Origin of the sequence: Shewanella waksmanii ATCC BAA-643, assembly GCF_000518805.1 — a bacterium.
In the GTDB taxonomy this organism is placed as follows: Bacteria; Pseudomonadota; Gammaproteobacteria; order Enterobacterales; family Shewanellaceae; genus Shewanella; species Shewanella waksmanii.
In genome coordinates, this window is sequence record NZ_JAEH01000050.1 from 14,750 (window position 1) to 35,911 (window position 21,162).

At 45.3% G+C, this 21,162-nt stretch carries 19 protein-coding genes; 11 read left to right on the plus strand and 8 right to left on the minus strand.

The genetic code is table 11. The features are described from left to right. The 6 genes from L865_RS0116930 (at position 1) to L865_RS0116955 (ending at position 6,860) form a co-directional block, all read left to right on the plus strand. Complete coding sequence (locus tag L865_RS0116930) at positions 1–849, plus strand: SDR family oxidoreductase (RefSeq protein ID WP_028774331.1); 849 nt, start codon at positions 1–3, stop codon at positions 847–849. 62 nt (positions 850–911) lie between these two features. Then, positions 912–1,532, plus strand: a complete 621-nt coding sequence (locus tag L865_RS0116935) for a thiol:disulfide interchange protein DsbA/DsbL (protein WP_037471446.1) — start codon at positions 912–914, stop codon at positions 1,530–1,532. Between the two features lie 594 nt (positions 1,533–2,126). Beyond that, complete coding sequence (locus L865_RS0116940) at positions 2,127–2,393, plus strand: DUF4212 domain-containing protein (protein WP_028774333.1); 267 nt, start codon at positions 2,127–2,129, stop codon at positions 2,391–2,393. A 12-nt stretch (positions 2,394–2,405) separates the two neighbouring features. Further along, positions 2,406–4,124: a sodium:solute symporter family protein gene (locus L865_RS0116945; RefSeq protein ID WP_028774334.1), complete on the plus strand. Its 1,719-nt coding sequence runs from the start codon at positions 2,406–2,408 to the stop codon at positions 4,122–4,124. A 213-nt stretch (positions 4,125–4,337) separates the two neighbouring features. Continuing rightward, the gene (locus L865_RS0116950; RefSeq protein ID WP_028774335.1) at positions 4,338–6,185 is read left to right on the plus strand and encodes a DUF294 nucleotidyltransferase-like domain-containing protein; all 1,848 of its coding nucleotides are present in this window, start codon (positions 4,338–4,340) and stop codon (positions 6,183–6,185) included. Beyond that, on the plus strand, positions 6,186–6,860 hold the full coding sequence (locus tag L865_RS0116955) for an exonuclease domain-containing protein (protein ID WP_028774336.1): 675 nt from the start codon (positions 6,186–6,188) through the stop codon (positions 6,858–6,860). Between the two features lie 69 nt (positions 6,861–6,929). Here the strand turns inward: L865_RS0116955 and L865_RS0116960 are convergent, their stop codons facing one another. Beyond that, positions 6,930–8,678, minus strand: a complete 1,749-nt coding sequence (locus tag L865_RS0116960; RefSeq protein ID WP_028774337.1) for an ATP-binding protein — start codon at positions 8,676–8,678, stop codon at positions 6,930–6,932. 14 nt (positions 8,679–8,692) lie between these two features. Next, positions 8,693–9,226: a heme NO-binding domain-containing protein gene (locus L865_RS0116965; protein WP_028774338.1), complete on the minus strand. Its 534-nt coding sequence runs from the start codon at positions 9,224–9,226 to the stop codon at positions 8,693–8,695. 221 nt (positions 9,227–9,447) lie between these two features. Between L865_RS0116965 and L865_RS0116970 the strand changes: the two genes are divergently transcribed. Together L865_RS0116970 and L865_RS25600 are read left to right on the plus strand one after the other, a co-directional pair. Next, the gene (locus L865_RS0116970) at positions 9,448–10,026 is read left to right on the plus strand and encodes a C40 family peptidase (RefSeq protein WP_028774339.1); all 579 of its coding nucleotides are present in this window, start codon (positions 9,448–9,450) and stop codon (positions 10,024–10,026) included. A gap of 132 nt (positions 10,027–10,158) precedes the next feature. Then, positions 10,159–10,311, plus strand: a complete 153-nt coding sequence (locus L865_RS25600; RefSeq protein ID WP_157577641.1) for a hypothetical protein — start codon at positions 10,159–10,161, stop codon at positions 10,309–10,311. A gap of 83 nt (positions 10,312–10,394) precedes the next feature. Here the strand turns inward: L865_RS25600 and L865_RS0116975 are convergent, their stop codons facing one another. The 5 genes from L865_RS0116975 to dapA form a co-directional block, all read right to left on the minus strand. Beyond that, complete coding sequence (locus L865_RS0116975; protein ID WP_028774340.1) at positions 10,395–11,465, minus strand: ketoacyl-ACP synthase III; 1,071 nt, start codon at positions 11,463–11,465, stop codon at positions 10,395–10,397. 95 nt (positions 11,466–11,560) lie between these two features. Further along, a complete protein-coding gene (locus L865_RS0116980; protein ID WP_028774341.1) occupies positions 11,561–12,232 on the minus strand; it encodes a GntR family transcriptional regulator in 672 nt (223 codons plus the stop codon). Positions 12,233–12,340: 108 nt separating this feature from the next. Beyond that, positions 12,341–13,906 (minus strand): aldehyde dehydrogenase (NADP(+)), encoded by a 1,566-nt coding sequence (locus L865_RS0116985; protein ID WP_028774342.1) that lies wholly within the window; start codon positions 13,904–13,906, stop codon positions 12,341–12,343. 27 nt (positions 13,907–13,933) lie between these two features. Continuing rightward, entirely contained in the window at positions 13,934–14,935 is a 1,002-nt protein-coding gene (locus L865_RS0116990; protein WP_028774343.1) for a 4-hydroxyproline epimerase, read from the minus strand. 79 nt (positions 14,936–15,014) lie between these two features. Further along, positions 15,015–15,929 carry a 4-hydroxy-tetrahydrodipicolinate synthase gene (gene dapA / locus L865_RS0116995; RefSeq protein WP_028774344.1) on the minus strand — a complete coding sequence of 305 codons (915 nt, stop codon included), beginning with the start codon at positions 15,927–15,929 and terminating at the stop codon, positions 15,015–15,017. A 193-nt stretch (positions 15,930–16,122) separates the two neighbouring features. On the opposite strand from dapA, the gene L865_RS0117000 reads away from it, so the two are divergent. Together L865_RS0117000 and L865_RS0117005 are read left to right on the plus strand one after the other, a co-directional pair. Beyond that, positions 16,123–17,163: a proline racemase family protein gene (locus L865_RS0117000; protein WP_028774345.1), complete on the plus strand. Its 1,041-nt coding sequence runs from the start codon at positions 16,123–16,125 to the stop codon at positions 17,161–17,163. Between the two features lie 34 nt (positions 17,164–17,197). Continuing rightward, positions 17,198–18,493 (plus strand): NAD(P)/FAD-dependent oxidoreductase, encoded by a 1,296-nt coding sequence (locus L865_RS0117005; RefSeq protein ID WP_051484667.1) that lies wholly within the window; start codon positions 17,198–17,200, stop codon positions 18,491–18,493. 115 nt (positions 18,494–18,608) lie between these two features. Here L865_RS0117005 and L865_RS0117010 read toward each other — a convergent pair whose 3' ends face one another. Further along, positions 18,609–19,913 carry an aminopeptidase P N-terminal domain-containing protein gene (locus tag L865_RS0117010; protein WP_028774347.1) on the minus strand — a complete coding sequence of 435 codons (1,305 nt, stop codon included), beginning with the start codon at positions 19,911–19,913 and terminating at the stop codon, positions 18,609–18,611. A gap of 164 nt (positions 19,914–20,077) precedes the next feature. Between L865_RS0117010 and gmhB the strand changes: the two genes are divergently transcribed. After that, a complete protein-coding gene (gmhB, locus tag L865_RS0117015) occupies positions 20,078–20,629 on the plus strand; it encodes a D-glycero-beta-D-manno-heptose 1,7-bisphosphate 7-phosphatase (RefSeq protein WP_028774348.1) in 552 nt (183 codons plus the stop codon). Positions 20,630–21,162 lie beyond the last annotated feature (533 nt).

Consider the following 21,162-nt stretch of genomic DNA (forward strand, 5'->3'; position numbering starts at 1 on the left):
ATGATCACTTCTGTTGCTATTGTTGGTTGCGGTTGGTTTGGTACCCCGTTGGCCAAATTTCTGTTAGATAAAAACCTCAAAGTATTTGGCTCCAAAAGAACGCCACAAGGGGCCGACGCGCTCAGTGAAGACGGTATTCATGGTTTTGCCCTTGATCTTGATGATACCTGTGCCTTCAATGATTCAACAAGCCAATCTGAGCAGCTCAATAAGACGCAGCAAGCTTTATGGCAAGATGCCTTGATTGTCAATATTCCCCCAGGACTTCGCAGCGGCAAAAGCGATTACCTTGAGCGCTTACAAAGGCTAAAAACATTGATTGGCGACCACCAGTATCAGCGAGTTGTTTTTGTCAGTACCACAGGTGTTTATGCCGCAGATGGCCGTTGTCATGATGAAACGTCCGCTAGCGCCTATGACGATAAAAGCGAGACCCTGCTAGCGGCAGAGCAGCTGTTTTTAGATTATTCGTGTTGCACTGTACTGCGTTTTGCGGGACTTGTTGGCCCCAAGCGTGCACCAGGGCGTTTTTTTGCCGGTAAGCGTGACATTGCTGGGGCAAACCTATCAGTTAATATGACCCACCTTGATGATTGTATTGGTGCGACCTATCAGGTGTTGCAGGCACAGCATAGCGGAAACAATATATTCAACGTGTGTGGTGAACAACACCCGACTAAACAAGCATTTTATTTTGCAGCAACCCAGAAGCTAGGTTTACCCACACCTGCTTTCGCAGTAGATAATGACGCGAGTTTGGATAAAACCGTTTGTGGACAGAAGATCGTAAATGAGCTTAATTACCAATACCACTACTCAGATCCTATGGTGATGCTAGAGCATTGCTAACGGTAGCCACTGATTGGCTCTTTTATTAGTTTACTATTTTACTGGCGTAAGGAGTGCCTTAAATGAAACGACTATCCACTGTTTTTACATCTGTGTTGCTTGCTTGTCTGCTGTCGGTTGCTGTATCGAAGGTTAATGCCAAAGAATTTGTCGAAGGTACAGATTTTGTCAAAGTTTCAGGGATACCAGAGAGTAACCAACCAGTCGTTAGGGAGTTTTTCTCTTACAACTGTGGTCATTGTTACCGACAAGATCCGCATTTTGAACAGGTGGCCAAGCTGTTGGATAAATCAATTACCTTTACTCACACACCAGTAGGGGCAGGGCGTGAAAGCTGGATGCTAAGCCAACAAGCTTTTTTTGTCGCACAAAAACTGCAAATGGGTAAGTTGATGCATGGGCAAATATTTAATCATATTCACCAACAGCAAGGGCCTTTTACGCGCCCACAGCAAGTTGTCGATCTGTTCGTTGCTAATGGTGCGGATGCTAACAAAGTTGAGGCGTTAATGGCCTCAGCTGATATGCAATTGAGTCTGTCTAATTATGATAGCCAAACGCAATTATCGGGCATTCGCGGTGTCCCCGCTATCTTGGTTAACGGTCAATATATGGTGAACAATACCAGTCGACCTGCTGCTGAATTAGCCGAGTTACTCACCTACCTAGCAAACTTAAAGTAGTGGTAACTACTAAAGCGAAGCTAAACCTGCAAGGTTAAAGTTGTCAGTTTAGGTGTTTATGAGCGCCTAAACTGGCTGATATTTCAATTATATGCACACTAGTTTTAGCGCTGTTGCTTAGATATTTTTGGCTTATCTAGCCGCTGCTTGATTCGTTATTTTATTCGTTATCTGGCCATCAGCCCGCTGCGGTATGACTGCCCTTAAATTCCACTCTTGCCATGTACTAGCCACACTTTACGTATGCTATTGACCTAGAGCCATCAATTTAGCCCTGATCAAGCAGCGAGCCTTATTTTACTGTGCTGATTTCGAGATCCGTTTGGTGCTAGGCCTCTAGGTAAAGTCAATAAACTTTCAGTTGAGTTGTTACATAATTGCTAATTCTAACTCGACCTTAGTCTAAGGTAGGGCTGACCACTTACTGTTGGGTTGACGTCCGCGTCAATGTGTAAGCTGTTGTTTTTACGTGTTAAATATTTTTATTTTGGCAGGGTTTACGCCAGCGTTAGACTAAGGTCTTGATTGTTCTCCTTCTCCCGCTTGATAGATTAACTGTGACTTAAATCAAAAAAACAGCACAGGGGAGTCGCTATGAGTTTTGAAAGCAATGAAAAAGCTGAGGGCTATTGGCGGGAAAATTTACGCCTAGTTCTTAGCCTATTAGCGGTATGGGCATTCGTGTCGTTTGGATGCGGAATTTTATTAGTAGATGTACTTAATGAGATCCACTTTATGGGCTTTAAACTAGGTTTCTGGTTTGCTCAGCAGGGCTCTATGTATGTCTTCGTCGCGCTTATCTTCGTTTATGTAGCGAAGGCAAATGCACTTGATAAAAAATATGACGTGCACGAAGACTAAAGGAGTATAGAGATGGATGTTCAAACTTTAACGTATTTGATTGTGGGCGTAACGTTCGCCCTGTATATCGGTATCGCGATTTGGTCTCGTGCGGGATCAACCAAAGAATTCTATGTAGCTGGCGGCGGTGTTCCCCCTGTGATGAACGGCATGGCCACAGCAGCAGATTGGATGTCAGCGGCATCGTTTATTTCTTTGGCAGGTATCGTCTCTTTTACCGGCTATGATGGTTCGGTATATCTAATGGGTTGGACGGGTGGCTATGTTCTGCTAGCGCTTTGTATGGCTCCGTACCTACGTAAATTTGGTAAGTTTACGGTGCCCGACTTTATTGGTGATCGTTACTACTCGCAAGCGGCCAGAACTGTGGCTGTCGTCTGCGCCATCTTTATCTGCTTTACCTATATTGCAGGTCAAATGCGTGGTGTGGGTGTGGTGTTCTCGCGGTTCCTAGAGGTTGACGTTGAGACTGGTGTTTACATCGGTATGGCCGTTGTATTCTTCTATGCGGTATTGGGTGGTATGAAAGGGATTACCTATACCCAGGTTGCCCAATATTGCGTACTAATTTTCGCCTTTATGGTTCCAGCGATTTTCATCTCAGTGATGATGACAGGCCATGTACTGCCACAAATTGGTTTTGGTGCGGAGTTAATCGATGCTGCGGGTAATGGTACTGGCGTGTATCTGCTCGATAAGCTAGATGGCTTATCCGCTGAACTCGGGTTCTCCCAATATACCGAAGGCTCTAAGAGCATGATTGATGTGTTCTTTATTACTGGTGCCCTGATGTTTGGTACCGCGGGTTTACCACACGTGATTGTACGTTTCTTCACTGTACCTAAAGTGAAAGATGCCCGTGTATCTGCAGGTTGGGCGTTAGTATTTATCGCGATTATGTACACCACGATTCCAGCACTAGCAGCGTTCTCACGTGTTAACATGATTGAAACCATCAATGGCCCTGAATCAACAGGTGTTGCTTATGAAACTGCGCCAGAGTGGATTAAGAACTGGGAAAAGACTGGCCTGATCACTTGGGATGACAAAAATAGCGATGGCAATATGTATTATGCCAAAGGTCCTGAAAGTGAAATGAAGATTGACCGTGATATTATGGTATTGGCAACGCCTGAAATTGCCAACTTACCAGCATGGGTTATCGCATTGGTTGCTGCAGGTGGTCTAGCCGCCGCGTTATCAACCTCAGCAGGTCTGTTGTTGGTTATCTCTACATCGGTATCTCATGATTTATTGAAGAAAAACCTGATGCCTGATATTTCCGATAAGAAAGAGTTGATGTTTGCCCGAATTGCAGCCGCGCTCGGTATTGTCATGGCTGGTTACTTTGGTATTAATCCACCAGGGTTTGTAGCAGCGGTGGTGGCCATTGCGTTCGGCTTGGCGGCATCGTCACTGTTCCCAGCAATTATTATGGGTATTTTCTCTAGAACGATTAACAAAGAAGGTGCGATTGCGGGCATGGTGATTGGTTTAGCATTTACTGCAAGCTATATCATTTACTTCAAGTTTGTTAATGTTGCAGATAATAACCCAGACAACTGGTTCCTAGGTATCTCACCTGAAGGTATTGGTATGCTTGGTATGGTGATTAACTTTGCCGTTGCATTTGCTGTAAGCAAGGTGACTGCAGCAGTGCCACAAAATGTTGTCGATATGGTTGAAGGTATTCGTTTCCCTAAAGGGGCTGGTGAAGCTCACGACCACTAAGGCACAAACTTAGGTACAAACCTAGTCACAAACTAAGCTCGATTAAGGGACGCTCATGGCGTCCCTTTTTATTTGCTGCCATTTTATGGCCTTTGGTCGAATACGCATCGCTAGTTAATCTTGTTACCTTTGAATTAGGGCGTGTGACCTTTGGAGCACAATTTTACCGCGAAAGGTCTGCACGCCATAGATATCATTAACTAAGGTGGGCTTATGGATGCGAGCGAACTGCAACCAATCTCAGACTTTCTCTCAGCGCTAACTCCTTTTGACAGTTTGAGCGACGCCGCACTACAGCGTTGCTGCCGCGCGTTGACCATAGGTTATTACAGCAAAGCATCAGGCTACGTGCCGCTTGATGAAGATCACCCGCAGCTATACATCGTGCGCACCGGGGCTTTTGAGGTGCGTAACCAAGATGGTGAACTCGTCGATAGGCTAGGTGATGGTGACTACTTTGGTTTTCCATCACTATTGTCAGGCGACAAGATCAGCAATCGGATACAAATTCTCGAAGATGGCTTGGTGTATCACTTAGATCCCGATACTTTTAACTTTTTACGTAATGAAAGTCGCGAGTTCGATCGATTTTTTAATCGTGCCTATGCCCAGAGAATGCGACATCAAGGTCGATTTAAAGCCAAAGAGATGGCAACGACCAACCGCATTAGCACGTTAATGACAAAGCAGCCACTGACTATAGATGTCAACGCGTGTGTGGCTGATGCGGCAAGGTTAATGCGCGATAATCGAGTGTCATCAGTTCTGGTCATTGATAACCAACAATTAAAAGGTATTTTAACCGATAGAGATCTGCGTAATCGAGTGATTGCCCTCGGCCACGACGGTCAACTACCGGTTCATCAAGCCATGACCACATCACCCACCGTATTAAATTCACAAGCGTTGGTATTCGAAGCCATGTTGCTGATGAGCGAGTGCAATATCCATCATCTGCCAATTATTGATGATGGTGAGCCAGTAGGGGTGATCACCAGTACCGATATTTTGCGTGGTCAAAGCACACAACCTTTATTGCTAATTGGTGAGATAGAGCGACAGAGCAATCTAGAGAGTTTAATTAATGTCAGTAAGCAGATCCCGCTGCTATTGCAAAACCTCATCAGTGCTGATGCCCGTGCCGAGGAGATTGGCCGGGTATTAACCTCAGTTACTGATGCGCTAACACGGCGCTTGATTGTGCTTAATCAACAGATTTTAGGTGAGGCACCGCTGGCGTTTTGTTGGTTAGCATTTGGATCGCAAGGTAGACAGGACCAAGCAGCTTGTTCTGATCAAGATAACGGTCTGTTAGTCGCCGGTGAGATGGATGAGCATGCCCAAGGCTATTTTGAAGCATTGACCAAAGCGGTATGTCAAGGCCTAGACAGCTGCGGTTACGTCTATTGTCCTGGGGATATTATGGCGCAAAATCCCAAATGGCGTATGACGTTGACCCAGTGGCAACAAAAGTTTGAACATTGGGTAAAGCAACCTGAGCCAAAAGCCTTGATGCATGCCAGTATCTTTTTTGATATGCGCTGTGTGTTTGGCTCGGCCAGTTTATTTGACAGTTTACAAGATCATGTACTGGCAAATACTAAGGGCAATGATATTTTCTTAGCGGGGATGGCGGGTAATTCGTTGCAGGTATCGCCGCCGCTAGGGTTCTTTAAGAAGTTTGTTTTAGAACGAGATGGCAGCGAAGTAAAAGGCATTGATTTAAAACACAAAGGTAATGCGCTAATTAATGACATCGCGCGGGTATATGCGTTGTTTGCCGGTATTAAAGAGGTCAATACCGCTAAGCGGATCCGCGAACTGATGCAGCTTAATATCATTAATCGTAAGGATGCACTCAACCTTGCCGATGCCCATGAATTTATCGCCCACATGCGCTTGTCTAACCAAGGCTATCAATATACTCACAACGAGACCGTGTCCAACTATCTTATGCCACAGCAATTGTCTTCATTAGTAAGGCATCAGCTTAGGGATGCGTTTAAAGTGGTCCATGATGCACAAGCTGGGTTGAAGTTGAAGTTCACTCGGAGTTTTTAATTGAACGCAATATTGTCAAAACTGGGACTATTCTGGCGCGCATGGCGTACTCAGCATCCATTGATTAAAGATTACTATGCCGAGCTTGCTAAGCTATTGCAGTACAAGCTTGCTGACATTCCAATGCTAGCAATTGATCTTGAAATGACTGGGCTTGACCCCGCATTTGATCAGATTTTAAGTATTGGCATTGTACCGATAAAAAATGGCCAGTTGCAGATGGCAAAGGCGCAACATAAATTGGTGAGTATCGATGGTAGTGTTGGTCAAAGTGCGGTAATTCACGGGATTTTGGACAACCAGTTGCAAGATGCGTTGTCTCCTGAGCAGGCGATGCAATGGTTTATGCAGCAATCGAAAGGACATTTGTTAGTCGCCCACCACTCGCCGTTAGATTTAGCTTTTCTAGAGCAGGGCATTAGCCTGCACTTAGCCGAGCCAGTGAAATTGCTTGCGGTGGATACTCTTGCTGTTGAAAAGCGCCGTTTGTTGCGCCAACAAGAGGTGTTTAAAGAGGGGGAGCTGAGACTAGGTGCTTGTCGAGAGCGCTATAACTTACCCGTTTACAATGCACATAATGCCTTAATTGATGCGATTGCCTGTGGAGAGTTATTGATAGCTCAAATGGCAGCCATGGGGGATGGTGATAAGCTTACGGTGACGGATCTGTTTTAGCCCTGTATTTGGGTACTCAATCATTAACGATAGGCTAATGGCTACTCGCTACTCGCTACCCGCTACCCGCTACCCGCTACCCGCTTTACTGGGTTGATTGCCCCACTGAGTTAACGCGCATCTTAAATCGTCAAGTTTATAGGGTTTACTGACAATATCATCCATGCCGGCATCAAAACATAACTCTCTCTCGGTGGATGTTGTGCCGGCGGTCAGGGCAATAATCGGTTTAGCATAGCCTTGATTGCGCAATATCATCGTGGCTTCGTACCCATCAACAATTGGCATACGGCAATCCATAAAAACAATATCCACTTGGTTGTGGTTAAGGTATTCAATGGCTTCTTGACCGTTAGCAGCAATACTTGGCTCGATGTTGAGCTTAGCCAACATCAGCTTTATTAGCATTTGATTAGTATGACTGTCTTCAACCACTAGCACCGAGAGTTGGCTAATATCTATTTGAGTCTCAGGTGTTGATGTCGCCACCTGACTTTGTTTGGCGATGCGTAAAGGTAAGGCAATGCTGAATGTCGTACCGACATTAATATCACTGTCTATGCTGATATGCCCATTCATTTCGCTAACCAATAAACGACAAATCGTTAAGCCTAAGCCTGTGCCCTCAAATTTTCGATTGCTACGATTATTCGCCTGCGTAAAGGGTTCGAAAATACTGTCTATGCTCTCTTGTGGTATGCCGCAGCCAGTATCCGTGACGGTAAAGCAAAACATCTCATTGCTCCACTGTACATCGACGTTAATGCTGCCTTGCTCGGTAAATTTTATCGCGTTACCAATTAAGTTGACGAATAACTGCTTAATACGATCTGGGTCACCAACAAGCCTTGGTGGAATGGCAGGCTGATAGGAAAATTCGAATGCCAGCTGTTTTTCTTGAGTTTGAATGGTAAAGGTATCTTTAATCATATTGCATAGCTGCAAGGGGTCAAATGCGGCTTCATTGAGTTGCAGCATGCCGGCATTGATTTTACTGACGTCGAGCAGATCATTGATGATGACTTTGAGTAACTCCCCAGATTGCATCATGGTATTGAGCAGCGCTTTTTGCTCGGCGGTGAGCTGGGTTTGCAGCATGAGTTCAGTTGAACCAACCACGCCACTTAATGGTGTACGCAGCTCATGGTTTATCATAGCCACGAAATCTCGGGTAGAGCGCTCAGATTGTTCTGCACGTTGTTTGGCTGCTAAGGTTCTGTCTAGCAGGGCTTGGCGCTGATAGGCCGCAAGCAACATATCGCCAAATACGAGTAATTGCTTTTCTATGGTGTGGATCCAATTTTCGGGTACAGAAAGTGCAATGCGAAAGTGGCCCAAGAACTCTTTATCGGCACTGATGTTGACAGTTAACTGGCTAAAATCGTCGCTCCAACCGAATTTAATCGTTTCTGGTAGTGCTTGCCAGTTTACTTCTTTACCAGTATGAAAGCGCAGTAAGCTCTGGGCTTGCTGCGCATTTCTAAATACCAGTTCAATGGCATCAATTTGCTCGATGGCCGACAGGTCGTCAACCAGCAGTTGTAGCAAGGAATTTGAAAGCGGCTTTTGCAAAAAATTTTGATTGAAATCCAGTAGTATTGATTCCAAATAACTTTTTAACTTAATCAGGGCAATATCTTGGTCGGATTTTTCTTGGATACTGCTAAGGCTTTCTTCGACGAGTTGCTTAGCTAGATAGAGCTCACGGCTCTTTTCATCCAGTAGCTTTTCTGCGGCTATTTTTGCTTGCTGCTCACGGTCTGCTTTGCGTGTCAGCAAAGCGACCATTTGCTCTAGTTTAGCTATTTCGTCATTCATGGCATGCTCTTTAGTTATACGATATTGAGCACGAAGCGAACTTCTGAGCCGGCATCATCGCGTGGTTGCATATCGATGTTCATTTGCTCATTGAAATGCTCGGCACAGCCTTGCAGTAGTCCAAAACAGACATGAGACATACACCGAGCTGAGTGATAATCCATAACCAGTTGGGCATTGGACTCGGAAATAAACGTAAATTTAGGCGGGTTGGCATTAGGATAGAGCTTCTTCACTTCAATATGAATGTACTCTTCGACACTTTTTACAAACTGAAAGGTTGAGCTCGCCTGGCCTTGTAAACCGGGCATGCTTTGATACAGGCGAATAAAAATAGCTTTGCCATATACGCGCTGCAGTTCTTCAGCATCGACACCAGTGAGTTGGCTTAGGGTGATGATCAGTTTGACTAGGTCGCGATGATCGTAAGTGCCCACACTGGTATATACGCCGTCATTTTGATTCTCATCTAGCATTTTTTGACACACCTCTAAGCCAAAAGTGTCTTCGACCAGATTGAGAAATTCAGAAAAAATAATACCTTTCATTTATCATCCTTGTAAAACAGTGCTAATTAAAAACTAGTTTAAACTCAGTTGATTATCAACCTATTTTCACCTTGGTCTCATACCACTAGTCTCGGCAATCGACTTGGTGATTCATCGTTTGAATTTTTGTGGTGCAGATTTAGTTACACTTTTGGTTTGCTGATTCGGTAAACATTTGCCTATGTTATAGCTATTACAGATGAATAATTTACAAGGCTTTTATGGCATTACCTTTAATTTGGTTGGGTGGAGCAGTGATTGGTGCGGTAGTACTGGCGGACCAGCGTGAAAAGCGTAAAACCATAGAATCTCAACGACGCTTAGGCAAGCGTGACTCTAGCAGTAGCCAAGGTGCAAGCTTGAATCCAAGCCTGTGGCAAAGTAGCGCAATAAAAGTGAGGCCAAAACCCGGCTCCATAGTGTGTTGTTTTGTTTATGGGGTAATAGAGCACACCGCAATCTGGCTTGATGAACATACGCTTATAGAGCTGCATGGTAGTGGCTTAGTGAGGGCAGTGTCGACGCAACGGTTTTTAGCCGGGCGCACAGGCAGTAAAATTTATTTAGCGTGCGATCATCGCCACCAACCTTTAGTCGATGAAACCATGTTAGAACGGGCCAAGCGGTCAATCTATCAGTACCGAGAGTACGATCTATTGGACAATAACTGTCATAGGTTTGTCTGGGCTTGTCTCACCAACGAAGAGCGAGCTATTTCGAGCTTTAATGAGTTTAATCAGCTGATTGCCGAACACTTTGCCGACAATATTTACTGGGACGAGGCGATGTTTAGCTTGTAATACCAATCAGTATAAGAATTTGATCTACTCAGCGCGCTTTGGGCAAACTAATTCAAGGCGAATGATTGAAACAATGGTTGTTCCCTTGCGAAATTATTCAACGCAGAAGTAGGCAGCCTAAAACGCGCCAGAATGGCGAGTTTTAGCGATTCTGATGCTGTGTTAACGAGCTTAACCGTAGAACAACTATGCTCTTCACTCGTTGCAAGCCACATGGATGTGGTGAATGTCGTTAATGCAGGAGCATTTAAGGACCTTGCCTCAGAACCGCTAAACTCTCGCTGAGTGACTAAATGTTTATACTGATTGGTATAATTAAGCATAAAAAAACGCCAGCGAGAGCTGGCGTTTTTAACTAAATCAAATGGCTATTTATCTGAGCAAAAATGTTTGACCGCTTTGCTCACCAATTCAATTCCGGTTTGTTCACATGGCGGTAATTCAGCATCAGAAGAGCTGATTGGCGTTACGCGATCGCCCCACTTAATGAGTGCTGCTGCCGAAGTTAAACCGGCACCAAATGCACAAGACAATATGGTTTGATTCGGCTTAATCATGCCCTTTTCTAAAGCATCGCAAATCGCGATAGGGATGGTCGCTGCTGAGGTATTACCATAGTTGGCAATATTAACCACAGCTTTTTCTTTCGGAATTTTCATGCGACTAATCAAGGTATCGATAATACGCTCATTGGCTTGATGAGGAATCACCCAGTCAACATCATCTTTATTCACTGCGCATTTCTCTAATACGGCGGTACTGAGTTTGCCCATACCGGCAATCGCGCGCTTGAAAATCTCTTGGCCATTAAACTCAATATAGAAATCAAGTGATGCAGCGTTAAAACGATCCATTGCGGTACCGAAGCCAGCTTTAAGGATATCGCGGCCAGCGGGATCATTATTTAGCTCGTAACCTAAAACACCTTCAACTTTATCCGTTGCTTCAAGCACCACGGCACCTGCGCCATCACCAAACAGCACTGCGGTTTCACGTCGAGACCAGTCAAGATAAAAAGACAGTCTTTCGGCGCCAATCACCAATACTTTTTTGCTTTGGCCACTTTTTATTTGTGATGAACCTAAACCCAATCCATATAAAAAGCCGCTGCACGCAGCATTGATATCAAATGCAGCACAGCTGGCGCCAATATTGGCTTGTACGGTTGATGCAATATTGGGGATCAGCGTATCAGGGCTAGCAGAGGCTAAAATAATTAGATCGATTTCACTGCCATCAATCCCCGCTGCCGCCAGTGCACGCTTAGCCGCTACCGACGCCATTTCAGAGGTGTCAACATGGCTAATGTGGCGCTGACTAATACCGGTGCGCGGCTTGATCCACTCATCAGAAGTGTCAATGAAAGTGGCTAAATCATGGTTAGTCAGTGTGGCGGGCGGAACACATTTTCCCCAGCCGGTAATTGTGGCGTACTGCATGTGGTATTCTCTCAAGAAATAAAAGGCAGAACCTCAGCTCTGCCTAGTCAAACTAATAATTAAGCCTAGCAAAATGCAAGCTAGTCAAATGTGACCTAGTCGACTTGTTGTGCTACTAGGTCGCGGATGGCGTCTGCAGCGTGCAATATATGCGCGCGCAATAACTCAACCGCTTCATCGATTTGTTGATTTTTACAATAGCTCAGCATGTCGCGATGATCTTGTGCCGCTCGTGGTATGCCGCCAGCCAATAACAATTGTAGGCGAATATAGCGGTCACAGTTAGTATTTAGACCATGGACGACTTCTAGGGTATGAGGTCGATTTGCAGGCTTGTACAAACAAGTGTGGAATAAGGTGTTGAGCTCACTCCAAGTGCTAACTGCATCTTCTTGTTTAAACGCCGTTTCTAATTCTGTTAAATACTTCTCGGCTTGCAATAGATCTTCATCTTGCAGATTAGGAATTGCTTTTGCCAATAAGTCAGTTTCAATAAGTGCTCTTAATTCAAACAACTCGGTGACTTGGTCGACTGATAGCTCGGTGGCTGTCGCACCTTTGTGAGCTTCGAATTTAACCAAACCTTCTGCTTCGAGCTGCAATAACGCTTCTCGAACTGGGATTCGACTGACATTTAACTCTTCGGCTAAAGCGCTTTGACGAAGAGGTTCACCTGCAGCGATGTCGCCTGAAAGGATCTTTTCCCTCAGCACTTCGACCACAACTTGTGTGCGTGTCTTATGGACGATGGGGGTATTTCGGCTCATAGTTCCCGTATCATTTTTGTCGTTATTTTAAGTTATCCGCCTAAGATTACCGCTTATAACACTATAAATAAAGGGAAACCGTGGTTTCCCTTTATGAAAAATGATGATTTAAAACTTATTCACCTGTGGGTGATTATCTTTAAGTGCATCAGGTAAGATTGATTGCGGCATGTTCTGGTAACATATTGGTCGCTGGTAGCGCGCTATCGCTTCGCTGCCGACTGAGGTACTGCGTACGTCGGTGCTCGCCGGGTAAGGGCCGCCATGCATCATCGAGTGACAAACCTCAACACCAGTAGGCATTTGATTAAAAATGATCCGTCCAACACGATAAGTGACGGCATCAATCAAACTTGTTTGTGAGGGCAGCTCATTTTCAAGCCCATGAATTGTCGCAGTCAATTGTCCTTCCAACGACGCGGCAATAGCCAGCATTTCATCAAGGTTGCTACACTCGACCACAATGGCGCAGGGGCCAAACACTTCTTGCTGCAATACCGTATCTGTTAAATAGGCCTCGGCTGTCACTTTTACAGCGCAGGGGCGAGTTTGATGCGCCGCTTCACTTGAGCGTCCTTGAGCGATTAAGCCGACGGTGTTTTTATCGAGTAGCTCCTGCACTTGAGCTTGATAAGCCGCAGCGATACCAGGAGTTAGCATCGCGTTTGCCGCTTGTTCAGCCAGTGATTCGGCCATAGCAGCAAGATAGCGTGTGAGTGCATCACCTTTAACGGCGATGATTACCCCTGGGCTTGTACAGAACTGACCATGTCCCATCATCATTGAAGCCACTTGATTCTGTGCCAATTTTTCTGCTTGTTCAGATAGGATGCCATTTAGTAAAAACTGCGGATTGGTTGAACCGAGCTCCCCATAAAATGGAATTGGCTGTGGTCGTGCTGCGCAGGCATCGGCTAGAATTCGGCCGACCTTTAAAGAGCCTGTAAAGCCAACCGCTTGAATTGATTTATGGTTGACTAGTTGTGTCGATACTTCTGCCGTTCGGCCTTGAACTAAACCAAATACACCTGCTGGCATATCGCAGCGACTTATTGCTTTGGCGATAGCGCGAGTAACCAGTTCGCTGGTGGCGGCGTGGGCCGGATGACCTTTTACTATCACTGGGCAGCCAGCTGCCAGTGCAGATGCGGTATCGCCACCGGCAGTTGAGAAGGCTAATGGAAAGTTTGATGCACCAAATACTGCAACTGGGCCTAAAGGAATGACACTTAAACGCGTGTCAGGTTTAGGCAAAGGTGCACGGTCAGGATTAGCTTGATCAATCACGCCATGGTGAAGGGGGTTACGTAGATTGTTGGCAAACAATCTTAATTGACCGCAAGTGCGACCCGTTTCGCCCTGTAAGCGAGCCATAGGCAGACCTGATTCTGCATTAGCCGCTAAGGTGATTGCGCTAATTTCAGATTCTATTTCGCTAGCAATGGCTTCTAGAAATTCAGCTCGTTGCTGCGCTGTTTTGCTACGGTATTCGATAAATGCACTGGCAGCAGCTTGGGCCGCAGCATCCACGTCTGCTTCGCTCGCATTGGCAAAAGTCCAGGCCAAAGGTTGGTTAGCTTGAGGATCAAAGCTGGCGAAATCGTTGGCTTCGCCAGTCCATTGGCCATTGATATAGTGTTGACCTGTGATTGTTATTTGTGTCAATTCTGTCATGTTCATTCCTGAAAGTTGTTAGGCTGACTATACGACTTGAAATCCAAAGGCATAAGGATCGTCATCGTCAACGGTAATCGCGTTTTGACCAGTTATTCTTGCCCAGCCTTGAATACTTGGATTAATAGCTTCAAATTCGCCCACTTGAGTCGCGGACTCTATGCGACCAATAAATTGGCTGCCGATAATGCTTTCATGGGTGTACTGATCGCCGACTTTTAATTGACCTTTGGCATAAAGCTGAGCCAATCGAGCGCTGGTACCGGTGCCGCATGGAGAGCGGTCAATGGCTTTGTCTCCGTAAAATACTGCGTTAGCACCTTGAGAACCTTCGGTGAGCGTATCGCCTGTCCATAACACGTGAGATACGCCTTTAACCGTGGCATCAAGTGGATGTACGCAGCTCAGTGCTTTGTCAGCTACTTCGCGCACTATTGGGCTCCAGCGTAGGATGTCAGCGGCACTCCATTGTCTAAGGCCTGGGAAATTTTGCTGTGGGTCGACAATGGCATAATAGTTCCCCCCGTAAGACACATCTATTTTGAGCGGACCCAGTTCGGGAATATCAAGGATCACATCTCGATGAGCCAGATAGGCGGGAACGTTAAAGATCTTAACCCAATCGACTTTTCCAGCCGTTTGTTGGTATTCGATATTTATCTGGCCGGCGGGTACATCAATGATTAGTTTACCCGGCAGCTTCGCGGTTAATAACCCTGATTCGATGGCGGCGGTGATAGTACCTATAGTGCCATGTCCGCACATGGGCAGGCAGCCGCTGGTTTCAATAAATAAAATGGAAGCGTCTGCGTTATCACTGCAGGGAGGGTACAAAAAAGCCCCAGACATCATGTCGTGTCCGCGGGGTTCAAACATTAGCGCTTTGCGTATCCAGTCGTATTCGTTCAGGAAATGCTGGCGCTTTTCGCTCATATTGCGTCCAGTAAGGTTAGGGTGACCACTGGTCACTAATCTCACTGGATTTCCGCAAGTATGAGCATCGACGCAAAAGAAAGTACCTTTTAACATTCGAGCCATACTCCGTATGTTTGTTTTGGTGGGCAAAGAGGGGCGATGTTAAGCCGCCCCCCTGGCCTAATAACTTGGTTTAGTCCAAGTTATATTTATCAAGGTCGATGCGAGTGGCCATTGCTTGTTTGATGACCTGCTCAACATAAGCACGCTCTTCGCCAATGAGGGTCATACGCGGCATACGCACGTTCTCGCTGCCTCGACCTACAATTTGTTCCGCAAATTTGATGCACTGAACTAATGTTGGAATGGTATCTAGACGCAGCAGTGGCATGAACCAGCGATAGATTTCACGCGCTTCTTCAATTCGACCCGCACGAGCGAGCTTGAAAAGAGTGACTGATTCGCGAGGGAATACGTTGGTTAAACCTGAAATCCAACCCGTTGCACCAAGGAAGATACTTTCTAGGGCGATATCATCAACACCACATAGGATGTTGAAACGGTCTCCGAAACGACTTTGCAGTTCTGTTAAACGGCGAGTATCAGTAGTCGATTCCTTGATGGCCACAATGTTAGGCTCTTCCGCTAAAATTGCTGTCATATCAAGGTTGATATCAACACCATAACCCACTGGGTTGTTGTAAATCATGATAGGTAATTTAGTCGCACGTGCAACGGTTTGGTAGTGAGCGACTACTTCGCGGTCTGTACCACGGTAAACCATGGCAGGAAGCAGCATTAAGCCATCAATACCTAGTTCTTCAACATCTTGCGCATATGCAGAAGCGGCTTCAGCGGTGTTTTCAGTACAACCTGAAAGTACCAATATGCGGCCATTAACGGTGTCGACTGTGTGCTTGATGAAGTCACGCTTTTCTTGTGGTGTTAGCGAAGCATTTTCACCAATAGTGCCAAGGGCGATGATTCCATCAATACCATCTCTAATTAGGTCTTCTAGCATCCGAGCATTTGATTCGTAGTTAATAGAACCGTCATCGTTGAACTGCGTTGAGATTGCTGGGAATACACCTTGCCAGTTTACTTTCATGTTGAGACCTCTTGTTGCTTTTTCACTATAAGTTTGATGCGAAAATAAAGTTATACCAATTTTTGGATTGTTCCAAAAGTTATAGTATATTGTATACAATTTCTCGGCGAAGAAAACCCCTTTGTTAGATTATTGGTTTTTTGGGGCACCGAGATACGATATATTGCATACAAATAATAAGAGGGAAAAGCACATGCGTCTATTGGATATTAGTCAAAGCTGGCTTAATAACTGTCAACAATTCACCACGCTTGATGCACATACTGAAGGCGAACCGCTGCGAATTATCACCTCAGGCTATCCAGCACTTGAAGGTGAGACGATTCTCCAAAAAAGACAATATGTGACGCAACATTTAGATCAGTACCGAAAATTACTGATGCATGAGCCTCGGGGACATGCGGATATGTACGGCGCCATACTTACGCCGCCTGTGACTAAAGGTGCTGACTTTGGGGTACTGTTTTTGCATAACGAAGGCTATAGCAGTATGTGTGGTCACGGTATTCTGGCGTTGGTAAAAGTCGCAGCAGATACCGATACTATCGAAGTTGGTACTGAGCCTAGGGTGATAAAAATTGATGCACCGGCTGGGCTTATTACAGCCCAAGCCTATCGTGACAGCCAAGGAGCGCTGATAGCAAGCTTTAAGAATGTTGATTCTTGGGCTGAAGCATTGGACTGCAATGTTACCGTGCCAGGCCTTGGTTCGTTTGATTATGATATTGGGTTCGGTGGTGCATATTATGCTTATGTAGATGCTGATAAGTATGGCTTTGATTGCAGGCCAGACAATGTAGCGCAATTAATTGATGTGGGCAGACGGATTAAAAATGCCGTGATGGCAAGCCACCCTTTAACGCATCCATTAGAGCCGGACTTGAGCTTTTTATATGGCACAATCTTCACTTCAAAAAAAGTTACTAATGTAGAAGCACATTCTCGGCATGTATGTGTATTTGCCGACGGCGAGGTAGATCGTTCACCAACCGGAACCGGCGTAGCAGGTCGTATAGCCTTGCTGCATGCCAAGGGTGAAGTTGGCCTTAATACACCGCTAATGATTGAAAGTATTGTCGATGGCAGAATGATTGTTAGTGCCACTGAGACGACCAATTTTCATGGCAAACAAGCTGTTATTCCAGAGGTTGCCGGGCGCTCCTATATTACCGGCAAACATCAATTTATCGTCGATCCACAAGACCAATTTCAGCATGGTTTTATGTTGCGCTGATTCATACGCAGGTTAACAACAAGGAATTGTGAACATGAGTTTAGAGACGCAACAGTGCAATGAAATGGTTAAAGGCGATAGAAGCATTACCATTATAGGGGCGGGTATTGTTGGCCTTGCTGCCGCGATAGAGCTGCAACGTGTGGGTTATCAAGTCACCATTATTGATAAAGAGGGCCCAGGGGCCGGCGCTTCTCAGGGGAATGCCGGCCACTTTGCCACCGAGCAAATGTTTCCGTTGGCAGATCCTGCCATGCTGCTGAAGTTACCAGGAATGCTACTTGACCCCCTTGGGCCATTTCGCATTCAGCCACGCTACTTCTTCAAGGCTTTACCTTGGTTCTGTCGATTCTTGGTTAATATGCTGCCAAGCAAACGTAAGCAGAATCAGCAAGGGATCACAGCGCTTAATAAAGCCGCAATTGCTGCAATGCAGGACTTAGTGCGCTATTGCGACTGCGAAGAATTGCTAACGCTCAATGGTAGTTTGTTGGTATTTGAAAGTACGCCACTCACAGAAGTCGAGGCGCAATACCGTGCTTATAGCGAAACAGGCGTGGCCGTACAATTACTTGATGGTGCACAAGTACGGGCTTTAGAACCGAGTTTAAGTGATAACATTACCCATGCCCTGTATTTTACTGATGTTGGCCATAGCGCAGATCCGATGCGTTTGTGTCAGGCTTTAGCAGCAAAGTTTGTTGCGGCGGGTGGCAAAATGCGGATTGAATCGGTTGCGGCAGTTAATACGCCCACTGCGAACGCGGGTGTTGAGCTGACTATGCAGTCTGGCGATCGACACTTTGCCGCTAGCTTATTAGTTGCCGCGGGCGCTTGGTCTAAACCTTTTGCCAAACATCTTGGTTATAATGTGCCGCTGGAGACCGAACGGGGTTATCATTTGATGATGCCGCAGCATAGCCGTTTATCCAGGCCCGTCGCGTCATACAATCGTAAGTTTATCATCACGCCAATGGAGCAGGGCACACGCCTAGCAGGTACAGTAGAGTTTGGTGGGTTGGATGCGCCGTTAGTTGAGGCGCGAGCCGATTGTCTATTACCCCATGCTAAAGCGCTACTGCCAGCACTATTTACTCAAGCCAGTGTTGAAGATGGCATTCGTTGGCTAGGGTTTAGGCCGTCTCTGCCCGATAGCTTGCCGGTACTCGGACGGAGTCCAAAACATAGCAATGTTTACTTTTCATTTGGGCATCAGCATCTTGGGCTGACATGGTCTGCTGTGACAGCCAAACTACTAAAGCAAGAGATCCAAGGTAGGCAGCCTGATATTGATTTAACTCCCTATAGAATTGAGCGCTATGGTTGCTAGTTTTTGTGAATGTTAGTTACAACAAAAAAGCATTCTACGGCTATTGTTTGATTAGAATTGATAATTGCAAAGGCGAACCATTAACCTGTTGATGGTTCGCCTTAATTATAGTTAGCTATAGAGGATTCATTAATGATTCTATCTCAGCAACTGTGCGTGGCAGAGACTTAGATAAGTTTTCGTGCCCTTCATCGGTAACTAAGATGTCATCTTCTATGCGTATTCCCATACCACGGTACTCTACCGGAACATCCAGTGCGTCAGTTGGGATATAAATACCAGGTTCTATCGTAAAGACCATGCCCTGTGACAACGTACGCCACTTGCCATCGCTGTCGTGATACGGACCGACATCATGTACATCCATACCTAGCCAATGTCCGGTTTTATGTACGGTAAAGCGTTTATAACTCTCCTTGGCCATGATTTCATCTAAATCACCTTCCAATAAGCCAATGTTGAGTAAACCTTCGGCCATCACCTGCATGCAAGTATCATACAGTTGATGCCAAGGCGTACCAGGTTTGACCTTGGCAATGGCGGCATCAAGTGCTGACAATACGATATTGTAAATGGACTTCTGTGCTGCACTGAATTGACCATTGACAGGGTAACTACGAGTGATATCGGCTGCATAATGCTGATATTCGCCACCGGCATCAATGAGTAGCATTTGTCCTTGCTGTAACGGGCTGCAGTTATCTTCATAATGTAAGCAGCAAGCGTTATTTCCTGCGGCTACAATGTTTGGGTAAGCCACTTCATTACATCCGTGCTGCGCGATGGTAAAGTCGAACAAAGCGGCAAGTTCACGTTCATTTTTACCCGGTTTGCAGGCTCGCATAACTGCATTGTGCCCTGCTATTGATGCGGTCACTGCTGAGCGAATGTGTGCAAGCTCATCGGGGCCTTTTACGACTCGCATCGGATGAACTATTGATGCGAGAGGTGTGATAGTCGTATAGCGTTTAGGTATGTCAAAACCGGAATGGTGACGTTGATGGCGGCACCAGTTGATTAAGTGCTGATCAAAGCGTCCGAGTTCATCACTTATATAAAGATGGTCACAATTGTCGATGAGCGAAGGAAGTGTCTTTTCTAGCTCATCAATAGCATAGGCATCATCAGCACCAAATTGTAATTTTGCACCTTCAATCCCGGCTCTTGTGCCAAAATTTGTTTCTTGTGCTGGATCTTTAGGACGGCAGAATAGGTGGTAGCGACCACTCTCTTTCTCAAGTACGGCAACTGCATCAGGCTCTGCAAATCCAGTTAGATATAGAAAGTCATTGTCTTGTCGAAAATGATACTTAATATTCTTACTTCTTACCTTTTGTTGGTAACCAACGACAATCGCTATGCTATTGCTAGGCAGCTTAGCTAAAACGGCTGCTCTTCTTTGTTGATGTACGTCTGACATTGTCAGGGCTCCACTGGTTGTTATCCACCCTAGGCGTTCAGGATGTGTCTTTTTGGTATATTGTATTCATTACACGTGATTCCACACTTTATAGCAAGTTGACGGTGCAATTTAAATTAATGAATGAAATAATAGCCGCCATTGCATAGCGAAGAGATATTATTGTGAAACGAGCGGTATTTTTAGACAGAGACGGAGTTATCAACATAGATCATGGTTATGTCCATAAAGTGGATGACTTTGAATATGTAGAAGGTGTCTTTGAAGCCTGTGCTGAACTCAAGAAAATGGGTTATCTATTGGCTGTTGTGACAAACCAATCAGGTATTGCCCGTGGAATGTACAGCGAAGAGCAGTTTCATAGTTTAACGGAATGGATGGATTGGAACTTTGCTGATAAAGGCGTTGAGCTCGATGGTATCTATTATTGTCCGCACCATGCTGAAAAAGGGACTGGCGACTATAAGATTGATTGTGATTGCCGGAAACCTAAGCCGGGTATGATGCTGTCTGCTGCACAGTTCCTTAAAATCGATTTAGGTCAGTCGGCAATGGTAGGCGACAAACGTGATGACATGCTAGCTGCTCAAGCTGCAGGAATTCCACACCGTATTTTAGTCCGCACCGGTAAAGAAGTAACAGAAGATGCGATTAAAGCCGCTACAGTGGTTGTTGACTCTATCGCTGATGTTCCTGGCTATCTAGCAACGCTATAAACCGATTGATTTAATCAGCCCAAAAAAGCTTCGCTATTAAAATTGTAGGCTATAAACAGGGGAACCTAGCCATGTTTATAGCCACACTGATTTGTTCGCTTTCGGCATTTTGGCCATGAATGACCGGTTTAATGCTGATCATTTTTCTAAAAATGATGACAATTTGATTAAAAAATGAGGTCATTGTTCGATTTTTGCTCTTTTGATGTGATTTTTTAAAACAATCTCAAAAAAGGGGTTGACGACAAAGTCGCAATCAGTAGAATACGCAGCCCTAGCCACTTGGAACTACCGAGATGCGCTAACGCTCTTTAACAATTTATCAAGTAATCTGTGTGGACACTCACAGGTGTTGAGTTATTCGAAATTACCATTCTTTATTCGTAAAGCGGGTAATCAAAAATTTTACTCAATGATTCTTTACTAGAAATAGTGAGTGTTCATAGCAATATGTAATTACAGAAATGTAGTTATTGAATTCACCAACTTCTTTATGAACGAAGTGAATTCAAAACAGTAGAATTCCATTGAGC

What these genes read in the sequence shown, in the direction of transcription:
- L865_RS0116930 (WP_028774331.1), top strand. Translation starts at nt 1, where the DNA reads ATGATCACTTCTGTTGCTATTGTTGGTTGCGGTTGGTTTGGTACCCCG.
- L865_RS0116935 (WP_037471446.1), top strand. Translation starts at nt 912, where the DNA reads ATGAAACGACTATCCACTGTTTTTACATCTGTGTTGCTTGCTTGTCTG.
- L865_RS0116940 (WP_028774333.1), top strand. Translation starts at nt 2,127, where the DNA reads ATGAGTTTTGAAAGCAATGAAAAAGCTGAGGGCTATTGGCGGGAAAAT.
- L865_RS0116945 (WP_028774334.1), top strand. Translation starts at nt 2,406, where the DNA reads ATGGATGTTCAAACTTTAACGTATTTGATTGTGGGCGTAACGTTCGCC.
- L865_RS0116950 (WP_028774335.1), top strand. Translation starts at nt 4,338, where the DNA reads ATGGATGCGAGCGAACTGCAACCAATCTCAGACTTTCTCTCAGCGCTA.
- L865_RS0116960 (WP_028774337.1), bottom strand. Translation starts at nt 8,678, where the DNA reads ATGAATGACGAAATAGCTAAACTAGAGCAAATGGTCGCTTTGCTGACA.
- L865_RS0116965 (WP_028774338.1), bottom strand. Translation starts at nt 9,226, where the DNA reads ATGAAAGGTATTATTTTTTCTGAATTTCTCAATCTGGTCGAAGACACT.
- L865_RS0116970 (WP_028774339.1), top strand. Translation starts at nt 9,448, where the DNA reads ATGGCATTACCTTTAATTTGGTTGGGTGGAGCAGTGATTGGTGCGGTA.
- L865_RS25600 (WP_157577641.1), top strand. Translation starts at nt 10,159, where the DNA reads ATGGCGAGTTTTAGCGATTCTGATGCTGTGTTAACGAGCTTAACCGTA.
- L865_RS0116975 (WP_028774340.1), bottom strand. Translation starts at nt 11,465, where the DNA reads ATGCAGTACGCCACAATTACCGGCTGGGGAAAATGTGTTCCGCCCGCC.
- L865_RS0116980 (WP_028774341.1), bottom strand. Translation starts at nt 12,232, where the DNA reads ATGAGCCGAAATACCCCCATCGTCCATAAGACACGCACACAAGTTGTG.
- L865_RS0116985 (WP_028774342.1), bottom strand. Translation starts at nt 13,906, where the DNA reads ATGACAGAATTGACACAAATAACAATCACAGGTCAACACTATATCAAT.
- L865_RS0116990 (WP_028774343.1), bottom strand. Translation starts at nt 14,935, where the DNA reads ATGTTAAAAGGTACTTTCTTTTGCGTCGATGCTCATACTTGCGGAAAT.
- dapA (WP_028774344.1), bottom strand. Translation starts at nt 15,929, where the DNA reads ATGAAAGTAAACTGGCAAGGTGTATTCCCAGCAATCTCAACGCAGTTC.
- L865_RS0117000 (WP_028774345.1), top strand. Translation starts at nt 16,123, where the DNA reads ATGCGTCTATTGGATATTAGTCAAAGCTGGCTTAATAACTGTCAACAA.
- L865_RS0117005 (WP_051484667.1), top strand. Translation starts at nt 17,198, where the DNA reads ATGAGTTTAGAGACGCAACAGTGCAATGAAATGGTTAAAGGCGATAGA.
- L865_RS0117010 (WP_028774347.1), bottom strand. Translation starts at nt 19,913, where the DNA reads ATGTCAGACGTACATCAACAAAGAAGAGCAGCCGTTTTAGCTAAGCTG.